General features: G+C 59.0%; 12 protein-coding genes. All 12 read left to right on the top strand.

Annotated elements, in window-relative coordinates; all coding sequences use genetic code 11:
* The first annotated feature begins 69 nt into the window (after window positions 1–69).
* Window positions 70–1,176 carry a phospho-N-acetylmuramoyl-pentapeptide-transferase gene (gene mraY / locus HMPREF3011_RS02000; protein ID WP_070432109.1) on the top strand — a complete coding sequence of 369 codons (1,107 nt, stop codon included), beginning with the start codon at window positions 70–72 and terminating at the stop codon, window positions 1,174–1,176.
* Window positions 1,173–2,651 carry a UDP-N-acetylmuramoyl-L-alanine--D-glutamate ligase gene (murD, locus tag HMPREF3011_RS01995; RefSeq protein WP_070841066.1) on the top strand — a complete coding sequence of 493 codons (1,479 nt, stop codon included), beginning with the start codon at window positions 1,173–1,175 and terminating at the stop codon, window positions 2,649–2,651. The genes mraY and murD overlap by 4 nt, the downstream gene beginning before the upstream one ends.
* Window positions 2,644–4,434, top strand: coding sequence for a putative lipid II flippase FtsW (gene ftsW / locus HMPREF3011_RS01990; RefSeq protein ID WP_070841065.1), 1,791 nt, complete (start codon window positions 2,644–2,646; stop codon window positions 4,432–4,434). The genes murD and ftsW overlap by 8 nt, the downstream gene beginning before the upstream one ends.
* 4 nt (window positions 4,435–4,438) lie before the next feature.
* Window positions 4,439–5,611: an undecaprenyldiphospho-muramoylpentapeptide beta-N-acetylglucosaminyltransferase gene (murG, locus tag HMPREF3011_RS01985; RefSeq protein ID WP_048731177.1), complete on the top strand. Its 1,173-nt coding sequence runs from the start codon at window positions 4,439–4,441 to the stop codon at window positions 5,609–5,611.
* Window positions 5,612–5,624: 13 nt separating this feature from the next.
* Window positions 5,625–7,118, top strand: coding sequence for a UDP-N-acetylmuramate--L-alanine ligase (gene murC, locus HMPREF3011_RS01980; RefSeq protein WP_070841064.1), 1,494 nt, complete (start codon window positions 5,625–5,627; stop codon window positions 7,116–7,118).
* Window positions 7,119–7,122: 4 nt separating this feature from the next.
* The gene (locus tag HMPREF3011_RS01975) at window positions 7,123–7,899 is read left to right on the top strand and encodes a cell division protein FtsQ/DivIB (RefSeq protein WP_070841063.1); all 777 of its coding nucleotides are present in this window, start codon (window positions 7,123–7,125) and stop codon (window positions 7,897–7,899) included.
* A gap of 268 nt (window positions 7,900–8,167) precedes the next feature.
* Window positions 8,168–9,487 (top strand): cell division protein FtsZ, encoded by a 1,320-nt coding sequence (gene ftsZ / locus HMPREF3011_RS01970; RefSeq protein WP_070841062.1) that lies wholly within the window; start codon window positions 8,168–8,170, stop codon window positions 9,485–9,487.
* Between the two features lie 6 nt (window positions 9,488–9,493).
* Window positions 9,494–10,216 (top strand): peptidoglycan editing factor PgeF, encoded by a 723-nt coding sequence (pgeF, locus tag HMPREF3011_RS01965; protein WP_049182127.1) that lies wholly within the window; start codon window positions 9,494–9,496, stop codon window positions 10,214–10,216.
* A gap of 122 nt (window positions 10,217–10,338) precedes the next feature.
* A complete protein-coding gene (sepF, locus tag HMPREF3011_RS01960) occupies window positions 10,339–10,860 on the top strand; it encodes a cell division protein SepF (protein WP_049182126.1) in 522 nt (173 codons plus the stop codon).
* A 63-nt stretch (window positions 10,861–10,923) separates the two neighbouring features.
* Complete coding sequence (locus HMPREF3011_RS01955) at window positions 10,924–11,223, top strand: YggT family protein (protein WP_070841061.1); 300 nt, start codon at window positions 10,924–10,926, stop codon at window positions 11,221–11,223.
* A gap of 398 nt (window positions 11,224–11,621) precedes the next feature.
* On the top strand, window positions 11,622–12,635 hold the full coding sequence (locus HMPREF3011_RS01950) for a DivIVA domain-containing protein (RefSeq protein ID WP_049182125.1): 1,014 nt from the start codon (window positions 11,622–11,624) through the stop codon (window positions 12,633–12,635).
* Between the two features lie 420 nt (window positions 12,636–13,055).
* On the top strand, window positions 13,056–14,400 hold a 1,345-nt coding region (locus HMPREF3011_RS01945), incomplete at its 3' end, for a class I tRNA ligase family protein (RefSeq protein ID WP_141764742.1).

Genomic DNA, 14,400 nt, shown 5'->3' with positions numbered 1-14,400 from the left:
CGGGTCGCGGACTCGCTAGCTGCCAAGGTTGGAACTGCGCCCGAAAGTGAAAGCGGAGAGGAAAAGTAAGTGATTCAACTTATTCTCAGTGGTGCGATTGCATTCCTGGTGAGTGTCTTTTTAACACCAGTGCTTATTCGCAAATTCTCTGCTGAAGGTCTTGGCCAGGAGATTCGTGAAGAAGGGCCGAAGAGCCACCTGCGCAAGCGCGGAACTCCGACCATGGGCGGCATCGCCATCATCGCCGCAATCGTCGCTGGCTATTTCCTCTCTCACCTCGTTACGTATATCCAGACTGGCGTGGGGCCGTCCGCCTCCGGTCTGTTGGTCATGTTCCTGGTTTTGGCGATGGGCGCATTGGGTTTTGCCGATGACTTCATCAAACTCTACAAAGGCCGCAACCTGGGGTTGAACAAGACAGCGAAGCTAGTGGGGCAACTGGCGGCAGCGTTGATTTTCGGCGTGCTGTTGCTGCAGTTCCCGGATGCGTCAGGCTTGACTCCGGGTACGACGAATTTGTCGCTGATTCGAGATATTCCGTTCCTGAATCTGGCTCCGGGGCCGGTGTGGTTCGGCATGATTGTCTTCCTGGTATTTGTCTTCATCGTCATTGCTGCATGGACAAATGCCGTCAATCTCACTGATGGCCTTGACGGCCTGGCCGCTGGTGCCACCGCGCTGCTGCTGGCCACCTACACGCTGATTTCCTTCTGGCAGTTCCGTAACTCCTGCGACGCTTCGCTGGGTAGCGGCTGCTATGACGTCCGCGATCCACTGGATATCGCCGTTATTTCCGTCGCGGGTCTGGGCGCCTGCTTGGGCTTCCTGTGGTGGAATGCAGCGCCGGCAAAGATCTTCATGGGAGATACCGGTTCGTTGGCTCTTGGCGGTTTGGTAGCGGGTCTGTCATTTGTCACCAAGACTGAGCTGCTGATGGTTATCATTGGCTTCATCTTCGTGATGGAAGTTGCTTCCGTGGCAATCCAGATTGCGGTTTTCCAGACGACTGGCAAGCGCGTATTCCGCATGGCTCCTCTCCATCACCACTTCGAAAACGGAGGTTGGGCGGAGACAACTGTTGTCGTTCGCTTCTGGCTACTCGCAGGCATTTTCAACATGATTGGTGCAGCCATCTTCTACAGTGACTGGCTCTCTCAGGTAGGCGTATTTCAATGATTAACTCACCAGACCCGACCAACCTCACCGATATCCGAAACCTCGACTTAGTCGCTACGGTGCGCTCTGGTCGAGTTCTGGTGGCAGGAGCCGGGGTTTCCGGTCGCGGTGCCATTGCGATGCTCAAGGACATCGGCTGTCCGGAAGTTGTCGTCGTGGACGACTCCGCTCTCGGCGCACTGGTTGCCGCTGACTTTTCGATTCGGCATGTCACGACCGCAGACGCTCGCGACGAGCTTGCCGACGCGGTTGCGATTGTGACCTCCCCGGGGTGGCGTCCGACCAGTCCGCTGTTCGACGCAGCCGCTAAGGCCGGTGTCCCGGTATTCGGCGATGTGGCGCTGGCTTTCGCTGGTGACTGTGCCCAACTGTGGGGGCCGAAACGTACCTGGTTGGTAGTCACCGGCACTAATGGCAAGACCACAACTACCTCCATGCTGGCCGCCATGCTCGGGGAGCAGGGCGCTGCTGTGGGCAACATTGGCGTGGCTCTGTACGATGCACTGACCGCTGAGCCTCGTATCGAGGTGTTGGCCGCAGAGCTGTCCAGCTTCCAACTGCACTGGGCGCCGAATATTCGCCCAGATGCGGGAGTACTGCTGAACCTGGCGGAAGACCACATCGACTGGCACGGTTCTTACGAAAACTACGGTCTGGACAAGACCCGTGCGCTGCGTGGTGCTGTCGCAATCTACGGCGCGGATGACGCCGATGTCGTCGAGCACGTGGAAAAGATGCTGAAAAACGATGAGCTCGGCAACTCCGTCGTGGGCTTCACCGATGGTCCCCCGGAGGCACACCAGGTCGGAGTTCGCGATGGCATGATTGTCGACCGCGCTTTTGGCGGTGGCGATGCCGCAGATGACGACTCTGAGCCGGGCATTGTCATCGCACCGGTAGCGGGAATTTCTCCTCCCGGCCGGGCAGGTGTTCTCGATGCGGTGGCCGCCACCGCGATGGCGCGCAGTATCGGTACATCACCGGAGCAAATTGCAGCGGCGCTGGAGACTTTCGAAGTCCGCGCACACCGCGGTCAGATCGTCCATAAGATAAATGATGTCGTGTGGATTGATGACTCCAAGGCCACCAATCCCCACGCTGCCGACGCGGCACTGTCCGGCCATGAACGTGTTGTTTGGATTGTCGGTGGCCAGCTCAAGGGCGCGGAAATCTCGCCGCTAGTGGCAAAGCATGCTCATCGCCTGCAGGCCGCCGTGGTTCTGGGCGTCGATAGGCAACTAGTCAGCGATGCGCTCTCCCGCATCGCACCTGCTGTGCCGGTCGTTGTCATCGATGACACCGACAAGGTCGATGCCATGGCGAAGGTCTGTATGGCAGCTAGTGAATATGCCAATCCGGGGGACGTGGTGCTATTGGCACCAGCTGCCGCCAGCTTGGACATGTACTCCGGTATGGCTGAACGCGGCGACTTGTTCGCGCAATGGGCGCAGAAGGTGACATCAACTGATGGATAACTCCCGCAAGGCTCGTAATTTAAGCGCTAGCGCCGCGACAGCACAAAAGGGGACGAAGGCTACCAAGGCACAACAGCCCTCGTCGTCAAGCACTAGTGCTCGAGAGCGGCCGGCGTGGGTGGAGCGTTTTAACGACTGGAAGTCGCGCCCGCTGTTCGACTACCACCTGCTGATGATTATCGTCGCACTGCTGACGTCTATCGGCCTGGTGATGGTGCTGTCGGCATCCATGGCCAGTGCGGGTAACGACTCGGGCAGCGTGTGGTCGGTGTTTATCCGCCAGCTGGTCATGGTGGTGGCGGGTCTCATCTCCATGTGGATCGTGTTGCGAATGCGGGTGGAGCTGATTCGCTCGCTATCGACGGCAGCGCTGATTCTGTCCTTTGTGCTTCTGGTTTTGGTGATTATTCCTGGCATCGGCATTGGCCTGGAGGAAACCGGTGCGCGTTCGTGGCTGAGTATTGGTGGTATCACCATGCAGCCATCAGAAATCGCGAAAATTGCGCTGGCATTGTGGGGCTCGAAGCTACTGGCTGAGAAGGTCCGCACTGCTGTGTCCTACACCGATTTGTTTGGGCTGTTTGGCGCGGTCAGCTTCGTGATATTGGCACTGGTGATGCTACAGCGTGACCTCGGCATGGTTGCTTCCATGGCGTTCGTCGTGGTGGCGTTGGCGTGGTTTGCTGGCCTGCCGCGAGTCTTTATCACCGGGCTTCTTGCTGCAGCGGCTTTTGCCATGGTGATTTTCACCGTCACCGCGGGTTTCCGTTCGGCGCGAATCAGGGTCTACTTGGACTCGCTGCTCGGTAACTTCAACGACGTGCAGGGCGATGCCTACCAGTCCTACCAGGGCTTTCTTTCGCTTGCCGACGGATCTCTCACCGGTGTCGGTCTCGGTCAGTCGAGCGCGAAGTGGGGATACCTACCGGAGGCGAAGAATGACTTCATTTTTGCCATTATCGGTGAGGAGACTGGTTTCCTCGGCGCGCTGATGGTTATTTTGCTCTATGCAGCGCTCGGCTGGGTGGGACTTCGTATCGCCGGTCGCCAGAACGATCCGTTTCTCCGTTTGCTCGCGGGCACGATTACTGCTGCAACCGTGGTGCAGGCTTTCATCAACATTGGCTACGTCGTTGGTGCGTTGCCAGTGACTGGTCTGCAGCTGCCGCTGATTTCCGCCGGTGGTACATCGGCGATGGTGACGTTGTTCTCGATGGGGCTGCTGGCCACATGTGCCCGCCACGAATCGGAAGCAGTCTCTGCAATGCAGACTTCGGGCCGTCCGGCGCTGGATAGGTTCCTGGGTATTCCGGAGCCGATTCCGTATGACGAATCGCGTCGCCACGCGCCGAAGGTGCGTGCCCATCGCGATCCGCAACGCTTCGGCCCTCCCGTGGTGACCAGTGGTGCGCGTACTCCACGCGGCGAGGGGGCGCAGGTGCGGGAAACCTACAGCGGTCGAGCTGACCGATCCAATCGGGCCGGCCGTAGTGGAGGCAGCCGCAGTGGTCGAGGTGCAGCTCCGCAGCGTGGCCCCCGAACCTCCGGCAGCGTTCGTGGCCGCGAAGTGGATTATTCCTCTCGTAGTGACAACGGACGGGCTTGGGGATTTACAGCGAGGTCGCCGCGGGCTGGACGGTCACAGGGCTCCTGGTCGTCGTCAAGCTCAGGTCGGGGCAGTAGGATTCGGGGCGAAGGCCGTGGCGGACAGTCGCGTTCGCGCCAGCGCCCGGGCCGAAACAATAGGAATGGCGGTTCAGCACCGCGGAGGAGGAATCGATAACACCATGGCAGACAAGAATCTGGGCGCAGCCGCTGGGGCGAAAGGCGCTTCGGAGTCTGAGCAGTTTCTCAAGGAAGATGGCTCTGCTCCGACCATTGTGGTGGCCGGCGGTGGTACGGCTGGCCATATCGAACCCGCACTGGCAGTGGCGGATGCGATTTTGAACCTGCAGCCGGAAGCCCGCGTCATTGCACTCGGTACGAATCGGGGGCTGGAGTCGACCCTCGTACCGGCGCGAGGCTATGACCTGGAGCTGATTCCGCCAGTGCCGGTGCCGCGCAAGCCGACTGCGGATTTGTTCAAGCTGCCTCTCAACGTCGCTCGTGCGGTGCGTGAGACCCGCAAGGTTTTCAAGCGTATTGACGCTGATGCGGTCATCGGTTTTGGCGGCTACGTATCGGCACCCGCCTACATGGCGTGTCGTGCGGGGAAGAGGATTCCGTTCCTGGTTCACGAGGCCAACGCCCGTGCGGGTCTGGCCAATAAGCTCGGTGTCGCACTCGGTGGCGTCGGCCTGGCCGCTGTGACCGGTTCGGGTCTGAAGGCCGAGGTCGTCGGCAATCCCGTGCGTGCCAGCCTCGCGGCGCTGGACCGCGACGCCAAGCGTGCCGAAGCCCGCGAGTTCTTCGGTTTACCGCAGGAGGGACCGGTGCTCTTTGTCACCGGTGGTTCGCAGGGGGCGCGTTCCATCAACGAAGCTGTCAGCGGTGCAGCCGCAGAGCTCGCCCAGGCCGGTGTATCCGTACTGCATGCCTACGGAAAGAAGAATCACGTCGAGGTCGAGTCCATCCGCGAGGACGCTCCCTATGTCGCTGTGCCGTACATCGACCGGATGGATCTGGCGTACTCCGCCGCTGACCTGATTTTGTGCCGTTCCGGTGCGATGACGGTAGCTGAAGTCTCAGCTGTCGGCCTGCCTGCGGTGTATGTACCGCTGCCACACGGAAATGGGGAACAGGCACTCAACGCCACCGATGTCATCGATGCTGGCGGCGGCATTCTCATCGCCGACGAGTCGCTGACTGCGGCATCAGTTTCGGATATCGTAATTCCGCTGGTCACGTCCCCAGAAAAGCTTGCCGACGGGCGCCGCGCCCTGGCCAACATTGGACATGGTAACGCTGCGGAGAACATCGCCCGTCGGGTGCTGTCTGCGGCTGTGAACTCTAAGAAGTAAAGCGAGCATAAACATGAACGTTAATTTCGATGACTTTCAGCCGGTAACGGGAGAGCTGCCCGCAAGTGTCCACATGATTGGCATTGGCGGTGCCGGCATGTCCGGTATCGCTCGCATCCTGTTGGCGCGTGGCATTCGTGTTACCGGTTCCGATGTCAAGGAGTCCCGCGCGGTGGTGGGACTGCGTGCGATGGGAGCCACCATCGCCATTGGCCATGACCGTGCGAATCTCGAGCTGGCCGGTGAGGGAGAGTTTCCGGAGGCAGTGGTCATTTCCTTCGCAGCTATTCCGAAGACGAATCCGGAGCTGGCCGGTGCACATGAGCTGGACATTCCGGTGCTCAAGCGTTCCGATGTGCTAGCGCTGTTGATGCAGGACTCCAGGGCCCTTCTGATTGCCGGTACTCACGGCAAAACCTCTACTACGTCGATGACCGTCGCCGCGTTGCAGGCAGCTGGTTTGGATCCGTCTTTTGCTGTTGGCGGTCTAAGGAGCAAGGCCGGCGTCAATGCTCACCAGGGCAGTGGTGACGTCTTTGTTGCTGAGGCCGATGAGTCGGATGCCTCGTTGTTGACTTACCAGCCGGAAGTGGCCGTAATTACCAACATCGAGCCCGATCACCTTGACTTTTTCGGGGACGACGAGACCTACTATGCCGTCTTTGACGCTTTTGCAGAGCGCATTAAAGACAGCGGTCATCTGGTCGTCTGTGCTGAGGATCCGCATGCGGCCGCATTGGGCGAGCGCGCGGTGGAACGCGGCATTAACGTGCTGGCTTATGGTGGGGAAGAAGCCTTGGCTAAACACCCGACGCTGCCGGTTGGTGCCGTTTTGCACGGCTGGACTCCCGTCGGTGGTGGCGCCCGTGTGGAGGCCACCGTTGGCTCGACATCGGTGAGGTTTGAACTGCATCAGCCCGGCCGTCACATGGCGCTCAACGCGCTGGCCGCAATGGTTGGTGGCGACTGCGTCGGGGCAGATCTGGGGCGTATGGCGCGCGGTCTTGGTGAATTCACCGGTGTCCGTCGTCGCTTCGACTATCACGGCAGTATCGGCGAGGGGCCATTTGTTGGCGCTCGTATCTACGACGACTACGCGCATCACCCGACCGAGGTCTCCGCAGTTCTCGGCGCAGCTCGGGAATTGGTCACCGAGGCCGGTCGTGGCAACGTCATCGCTGTTTTCCAGCCGCACTTGTACTCGCGTACTCGCAACTTTGCCGACGAGTTCGCTGGCGCCCTGTCGCTGGCGGACAAGGCTGTTTTGCTCGATGTCTTCGGTGCCCGCGAGGAGCCACTGCCGGGCGTCGACGGTGCGCTCATCGCCAACAAAATGACCATCCCTGTGACGTACGAACCGCATTTCACCAGCGTCCCGGCTCGCGTCCGCGAAATCGCCGAACCGCACGATGTCATCTTGACCATCGGCGCTGGCTCTGTGACGATGCTTGCCGACGAAATCGTGCGCGAGCTCAGCGGAGACAACGACGAACAGGTGGAGTCGTAGCACTGTGAAAACCAGCCGAAAGCAATCTCAGCAGACCGACGGTGCAGACCAGGGCACAGACGTGTCGCGGCGACAGCGTTCAGCGCGCGCCCCGCGACGCGGCTGGCTCATCGGCGGTGGCCTGGTCGCGATTATCGCCATTGTTGCAGCGGTGGTGTGGTTTTCGCCGTGGCTGGTTGTGAAAAACATCGATGTTGAAGGCGTCGTCCACGGGGATAAAGACGCAATTGTCGAGGCCAGTGGTATCTCCGAGAATCAAAAGCTCATTCGCTTGGACACGGATGCCTCAGCGCGCTCCGTGGCGGGGCAGCCGTGGGTCGATAGCGTGACCGTCAGTCGTTCATGGCCGCAGAGCGTGACTATTTCGGTACGGGAATTCACCCCGGTGGTGTTTGTCCGTGCCACTGACGGAGAGCATCTGTTTTCCGCAAATGGGCAGGAGTTCGTCACGGCAGCCCCGCCTCCGGGTGTCATCGAAGTTGTTGATGCACCTCGCGTGGATGAGCCAACAGACGGCAAAGTTGACCCCGAACCGCGCGTTATCAAGGCGGTTTTGAACGTCGTCAAGGCGTTGCCGGAGCCCGTCGCACACCGTGTGGAGCGGATTAGCGCGCCTTCCGAGGCAGAAATCAAGCTATTTCTGACCGATGGATACGAGGTGTACTTCGGGTCCTCGGATAATGCGGCAGAAAAAGCGCGTGCGACGGAGATTGTCCTGAACCGTGGCGAGAAGATTTGGAATGTCTCCAACCCCCGACTACCCGCTGCAAAGGGAGAGTAGAGAATGGTGGTGTCTGGAGTGATTTCTGTGGCTAAACACTATCCCTCAAGTGCAGGTTTAAGGTAGCGACACGCGCTAAAAGGTCGCTGAATTATTTGCAGTTTTCGACCACAATGGGGTCAACAGCTTTTCGGCCATGATGCACTTCTTCCGTGCGGTGTCATGGAGAGCTGTACTGCCCGGCGGTGCCAATGCTGTCGTGCGGCCCATGTGCAACGTGGCTAGATGAAATTATTTAGGACCTATAGGAAAGGGCGAGAAACGCGCAATGACCTCCCCGAATAACTACCTCGCCGTTATCAAAGTCGTCGGTGTCGGCGGCGGTGGCGTCAATGCTGTCAACCGCATGATCGAGGAGGGGCTGAAGGGTGTCGAATTTATCGCAGTCAACACCGACTCGCAGGCCCTGATGTTCTCCGACGCTGATGTCAAGCTCGACATCGGGCGTGAGGCAACTCGTGGTCTGGGAGCTGGCGCTAACCCCGAGGTTGGCCGCACTTCTGCGGAAGACCACAAGGATGAGATTGAAGAGACCCTCAAGGGCGCCGATATGGTCTTCGTTACCGCAGGTGAGGGCGGTGGCACCGGTACTGGTGCAGCTCCGGTTGTCGCGAGCATCGCCAAGAAGTCCGGCGCCCTGACCGTCGGCGTAGTAACCAAGCCGTTCGACTTCGAGGGCAAGCGCCGTGCGCGCCAGGCCGCTGAGGGCATTGAAACCCTCAAGGAGGTCTGTGACACCCTTATCACCATTCCGAACCAGCGTCTGCTGCAGATTGGTGAGCAGGATTTGTCCATGATGGACGCGTTCCGCTTTGCCGACGAGATTCTGTACAACGGTGTCCAGGGTATTACTGACCTGATTACCATTCCGGGCATGATTAACGTCGACTTCGCCGACGTCCGCTCGGTAATGGCGGAGGCTGGCTCGGCTCTGATGGGCGTTGGCTCCGCACGTGGCGATGACCGTGTGATGAACGCCGCTACTCAGGCCATTAACTCCCCGCTGCTGGAGTCCACCATGGATGGTGCACAGGGTGTGCTTATTTCCGTCGCCGGTGGCTCCGACCTCGGTCTGATGGAGGTCAACGCCGCCGCGTCCATCGTGGAGGAAAAGGCTGACCCGGATGCCAACATCATCTTCGGTACCATCATCGACGACAACCTCGGTGACGAAGTTCGCGTCACTGTGATTGCTACCGGTTTTGAGCAGGGTAACGGCAACCCGCTGGACAAGCCAGCCGCAGGTGCCGCTGCACGACCGGCTGCACAGGATGTCGAGGCGCGTCTGGCCGCTGAGCAGGCGCCGCGCCAGGGCAGCGCACTGCCGGGCGGTGACAACCTCGGCACTCCGGCTCCGCGTGCGGAGGAAGAGCGTCCGGTCGCACAGCCGCGCGAGCGTGAGGACCGCGACCGCTTTGTCCCGCGCACCAATCCGAACAGCGGTGGTCTGTTCACCGACAACCCGACACCGCGTACGCAGGAAAACCGCAACTACCGTGGTGCTCACCGTTACAAGGATCGCGATGACCGCGATGATCGTCGTGGTGGCTACCAGGCCTCCAGTGACCTGCCGGAGTGGGGCTTCTAAGAAATCATGACTGAATCCCGCCGCAGCCGAAAAATTCTGACGAATCGGCGCGGCGGGTTTTCGCTGCCACCATATGATTCTTTCAATCTTGGAGATCATGTCGGCGATGACCCGTCCGCAGTCGAACGCAACCGCCAGCGCTTGGCCGATTCTCTGGGAATCGACCGCGCCCGCTTCGTCTATATGGAGCAGCTTCACACCAACACGGTCACCGTCGTCAACGAACCACAAACTGAGCCTGTCCCGGCTACTGACGCCATCGTCACGACCACGCCGGGTCTCGCGCTGGTAGTGCTCGTTGCCGATTGCGTTCCCGTCTTGCTTTCCGACGATCATGCGGGTGTCGCCGCTGCGGTACACGCGGGGCGGACCGGTGCCCGCAACGGAATCGTTCGTAAATCTGTCGAAAAGATGATTGAGCTCGGTGCCACGCCCGAGAATATCCATGCGCTTCTCGGTGCGGCGGCTTCTGGGCACAATTACGAGGTGCCTGAGTCGATGGCCGATGACGTCGATAAGCACTTGCCCGGAGCGAAGACGCGAACGAAGCAGGGGACTGCCGGTGTCGACGTGCGCGCCGGCCTGTTGCGTCAGCTCTATGACCTCGGCGTGCGGCATCTCAACGTCGAGCCCAGCTGCACTATTGACAATGAGCAGTACTTTTCCTACCGGCGGGAGGGAAAAACTGGCCGTCAGGCGGGCATCGTGATCCTGCCTGAGCAGGACTAAGTTTCAAAGTTGTAATTTTGGCTCGCCAAATTTGCGCGTGTCTATGCGATATTGCTGACCCAGCCGGTAGGTTGTGGGTAGCACAGACTTAAATTCGCACACTAAGAAGGACGTAGCAGAAGATGGCTGATTTCTTCCGTGGGGTTTCAAATTTCTTCGGTCTTACCCCGACTGATGACGCGGCTTACGACGAGCACTACGACGAGTTTGACCGCCGTGACGAGGAGCGTTTTGATGACTCCTATGCCGACTCGCGTCGTGCGGAGCGCCACCGCTACGAGCTGCGCGAAGAGGCTCCAGGTGAGGCTGCAAGTGTGAACTCCCGCGAGGAGGACTACCGCTACGGCAACCTGCACTCCGTTGCTGAGACCAAGGAACCAGAGCAGGTCTTTATCAAGCCGGAAAGTGGTTTCCAGGACAAGTACTCCAAGGCTCCGGACATCGGTTCACACTTCCGCGACGGTGACATCGTCACCTTCGATCTGAGTGAGCTCGACCCATCTGAGGCTAAGCGCTACGTCGACTTCGTTGCTGGACTGGTTTTCGGTCTGCGCGGCCGGATCAAGGCTGACGGCTCCGTGTTTACCCTGTACCCGCACGGCTGCGATGTCAACGAGGGGCAGTTCGACCGGATGTCCGGCTAGTCAGCCGGCTCGCATGACTTGTTAGTATTTCGTATTTCGATTAATTAGCTAGACTGTTTATTCGTGTCTTCACTACTGCTAGTTCTGCTAATCCTGCTGAAGCTTTTCACCTATCTGCTGTTGGCTCGCATCGTGATTGAAATGATTCAGTCATTTTCTCGATCCTGGCGACCGGGCAGGGTGTTTTCGTCGATTGGCGAAATTGTTTTTGTCATCACCGACCCGCCGGTGAAGCTGTTGCGCCGACTCATCCCGCCTATGCCGACGGGCAACGTGATGGTGGACATGTCTGTGCTTGTTTTGTTCTTCATCCTTATGATTCTGCGAATGGTGCTGCAGGTAGCTCTCGGTGCGGTGGCGTAAATATCGCTAACTGTTTGCTTGGGGTCCACAATGTGGATTTCGGTGGAGCTGTGTTGTTTTGACTGTCCCGAATGTGATGTTCTCGGGCATTGAATTGCTGCCGGGGGTGTTAATCGGGGGCAATAATAGGAACCCGTAGGGGAATGTAATCCCCAACGGGTTTTTGTTGTGTCGGGGGTAAAGCTCTGTGGCTAAAGGTGCAGGGTAAGGGCGAGGTTTAACGTTTTACTAGAACTTTGCCACTGGTTAGAACGTGGGAGATAGAGTCCTGCCCAAAATAAATGGGGTGAGGACTGTGACTAGAGCAGGTAGGATTGGCCGGGTAAACAGTACTACTGGAAATAATTCTCTTAAGATTTCTTAAGAACTGTCCGCTCAAAGTGTTAGGGGAACTCACCATGCCGTTGACTCCGGCTGATGTGCATAATGTGGCTTTCAGCAAGCCTCCGATTGGCAAGCGTGGTTACAACGAGGATGAGGTCGACCAGTTCCTCGACCTCGTGGAGGACGCACTGGGTGAGCTCCAGGATGAAAACGCTGAGCTGCGCCAGCGCGTTGAGGACCTTGAAGGTCAGCTAGAGCAGGGTGGCGGCGCAGACTACGCCGCTTCCGGCGCTGCCGCTGCGACGCCGGCTGTCGATGAAGACAAGCTGCGCAAGGAAATTGAGCAGGAGCTGCGCGCTGAGTACAACGAGCGACTGAACGCTCAGCAGCAGGAGATTGAGGCTCGCTACCAGGATCGTCTGGATGCTCTTGAGAAGCGTGCTTCTGAGGCAGAGGCTTCTGCACAGCAGGCTTCCTCCGCATCTGCGGCGCAGCCGCAGACAGTTGCAGCAAGCACCGGCACTGAGTCGCAGGAAGTTAGCCTCCGTGCTGCTCGTATCCTGCAGGCTGCTCAGGACACCGCCGATCGCGTCACCACTGACGCCGACGCTGAGGCGAACAAGCTTGTCACCGAGGCTCGTGAGAACGCTGACCGCACCGTGGCAGAGGCCAATGAAGAGGCCGAGCGCACTGTCACCAACGCTCGCAACGAGGCAGACGCAACTTTGGCTGATGCCAAGGAGCGCAGTGAGCAGTTGCTGGCTGATGCCCGCAACGAGTCTGAGTCGACCCTCACCGACGCTCGCCAGCGCAGCGAGCAAATGATTAGCGACGCAGACGCTCGTTCCAACGCCACCATCACCGCAGCGCAGCAGAAGGCAACCGCGCTGCAGGAGGATGCAGAGCGCAAGCACCACGAGATTATGACCACCGTCAAGGAGCAGCAGACCGCTCTGGAGGGTCGCATCGAGGAACTGCACATCTTCGAGCGCGAGTATCGCACCCGCCTGAAGACCTTCCTGGAGTCTCAGCTGGACGACCTGAACTCTCGCGAGTCGGCTGCCCCGGCCGACGGCTACAACAACTAATTACGTAGCCAATACGTAGAAAACCACCACGCTCGGCTCCCCAGGAAGGGGAGGCAGAGCGCGGTGGTTTTTGTTATCTTTCCCTGCGACCCAAGCGCATTCTTTGTTTCGGTCAGGGTTGTAGTAGTTGCCTGAGACACTGCTATACTGACACCCATACACGCAATGAGCCGGCCATCACCGGGGAGCGTTTCGGAAGAACAGTCCAGCAATAAATGGGCCCAGTAGAACCGAACGGTTTGGCACCGTTACAAAGCCGTATTAAATAAGCGGGCTATCGCGTGAAACCGCATGGTTCTTGTTCGCAAGAACCGTCGTAAAGCGTGATGCCAAGCGGGGTGGTACCGCGCGAGACTCCTTTTCAGTGTCACCAGTAACAACGCTGAAGGGGCTAGGCACGCGTCCCCGTGGTGAGTATTAATGATGTTCGACCACGGAAGTGACGTAAAAACGGTGTCTAATTCGAACGATGTAAATGCCTCTGCTGAGGCCACTCCGGCAGGCGGCGCGTATCCGCGCACTGCTGACTTTGGTAAGTACACGTCGAGCCCGAAGTTCCCGGAGCTGGAGGAAAAGGTTCTGGAGTACTGGGGTAAGGACAGCACTTTCCAGGCCTCTATTGATCAGCGCGATGGGGCGGACGAATACGTCTTTTATGATGGCCCGCCGTTTGCCAACGGTCTACCGCACTACGGTCACCTGCTGACCGGTTACGTCAAGGACATCGTTCCGCGTTACAAGACCATGCGTGGTTACCAGGTTGGCCGTGTCTTTGGCTGGGACTGCCATGGTCTGCCGGCTGAGCTGGAGGCAGAGAAGCAGCTCGGTATTAAGGACAAGGGCCAGATTGAGGAAATGGGTCTGGCTAACTTCAACAAGTACTGCGCCGAGTCGGTGCTACGGTATGCGGGCGAGTGGAAGGAATATGTCACTCGTCAAGCTCGTTGGGTTGACTTTGACGGCGGATACAAGACCATGGACATGAGTTACATGGAGTCCGTGATCTGGGCCTTCAAGGAGCTCTATAACAAGGGCCTGGTCTACCAGGGGTTCCGCGTGCTGCCGTACTCCTGGGCAGAGCACACCCCGCTATCCAACCAGGAGACCCGCCTGGATGACTCCTACAAGATGCGGCAGGACCCGACCCTGACCGTGACCTTCCCGTTCACCGGCGCCAAGGCCGGCTCTGCAGCGGAGAAGACTCTGGCGGACAACCCGGTGCTCGCTGACACTGCGGCTATCGCTTGGACCACCACGCCGTGGACGCTGCCGTCCAACCTTGGCCTGGCCGTGAACCCGAAGGTCACCTATGCCGTAGTTAAGGTCGGAGGGGATTCCTCCGTGCCGGAGTTTGCAGGTAAGACCTTCCTGCTGGCAGAGGCGCTGATTGGTGCCTATGCCAAGGAATTGGGCAAGGAACACGAGGTCGTGGCTACGTTCGCTGGTGCTGACCTGGAAGGTCTGACCTACCAGCCGATCTTCGAGTACTTCGCAGATCACCCGAACGCCTTCCAGATTATGGTGGCCGACTATGTCACCACCGAGGACGGTACTGGTGTGGTCCATCAGGCACCGGCATTCGGTGAAGACGATATGAACACCTGTAATGAATACGGCATCGATGTCATCATTCCGGTGGACATGGACGGTAAGTTCACTTCCCAGGTGCCGGAGTACCAGGGCAAGTTGGTCTTCGACGCTAACAAGGACATCATCCGTGACCTGAAGGCCGCTGGCCGCGTCGTCCAGCACCGCACCATCGAGC

Origin of the sequence: Corynebacterium sp. HMSC074C04 (genome assembly GCF_001838295.1) — a bacterium.
In the GTDB taxonomy this organism is placed as follows: domain Bacteria; phylum Actinomycetota; class Actinomycetes; order Mycobacteriales; family Mycobacteriaceae; genus Corynebacterium; species Corynebacterium amycolatum.
The sequence above is the reverse complement of the archived record's forward strand: the minus strand, read 5'-3'. Positions and strand labels throughout refer to the sequence as shown.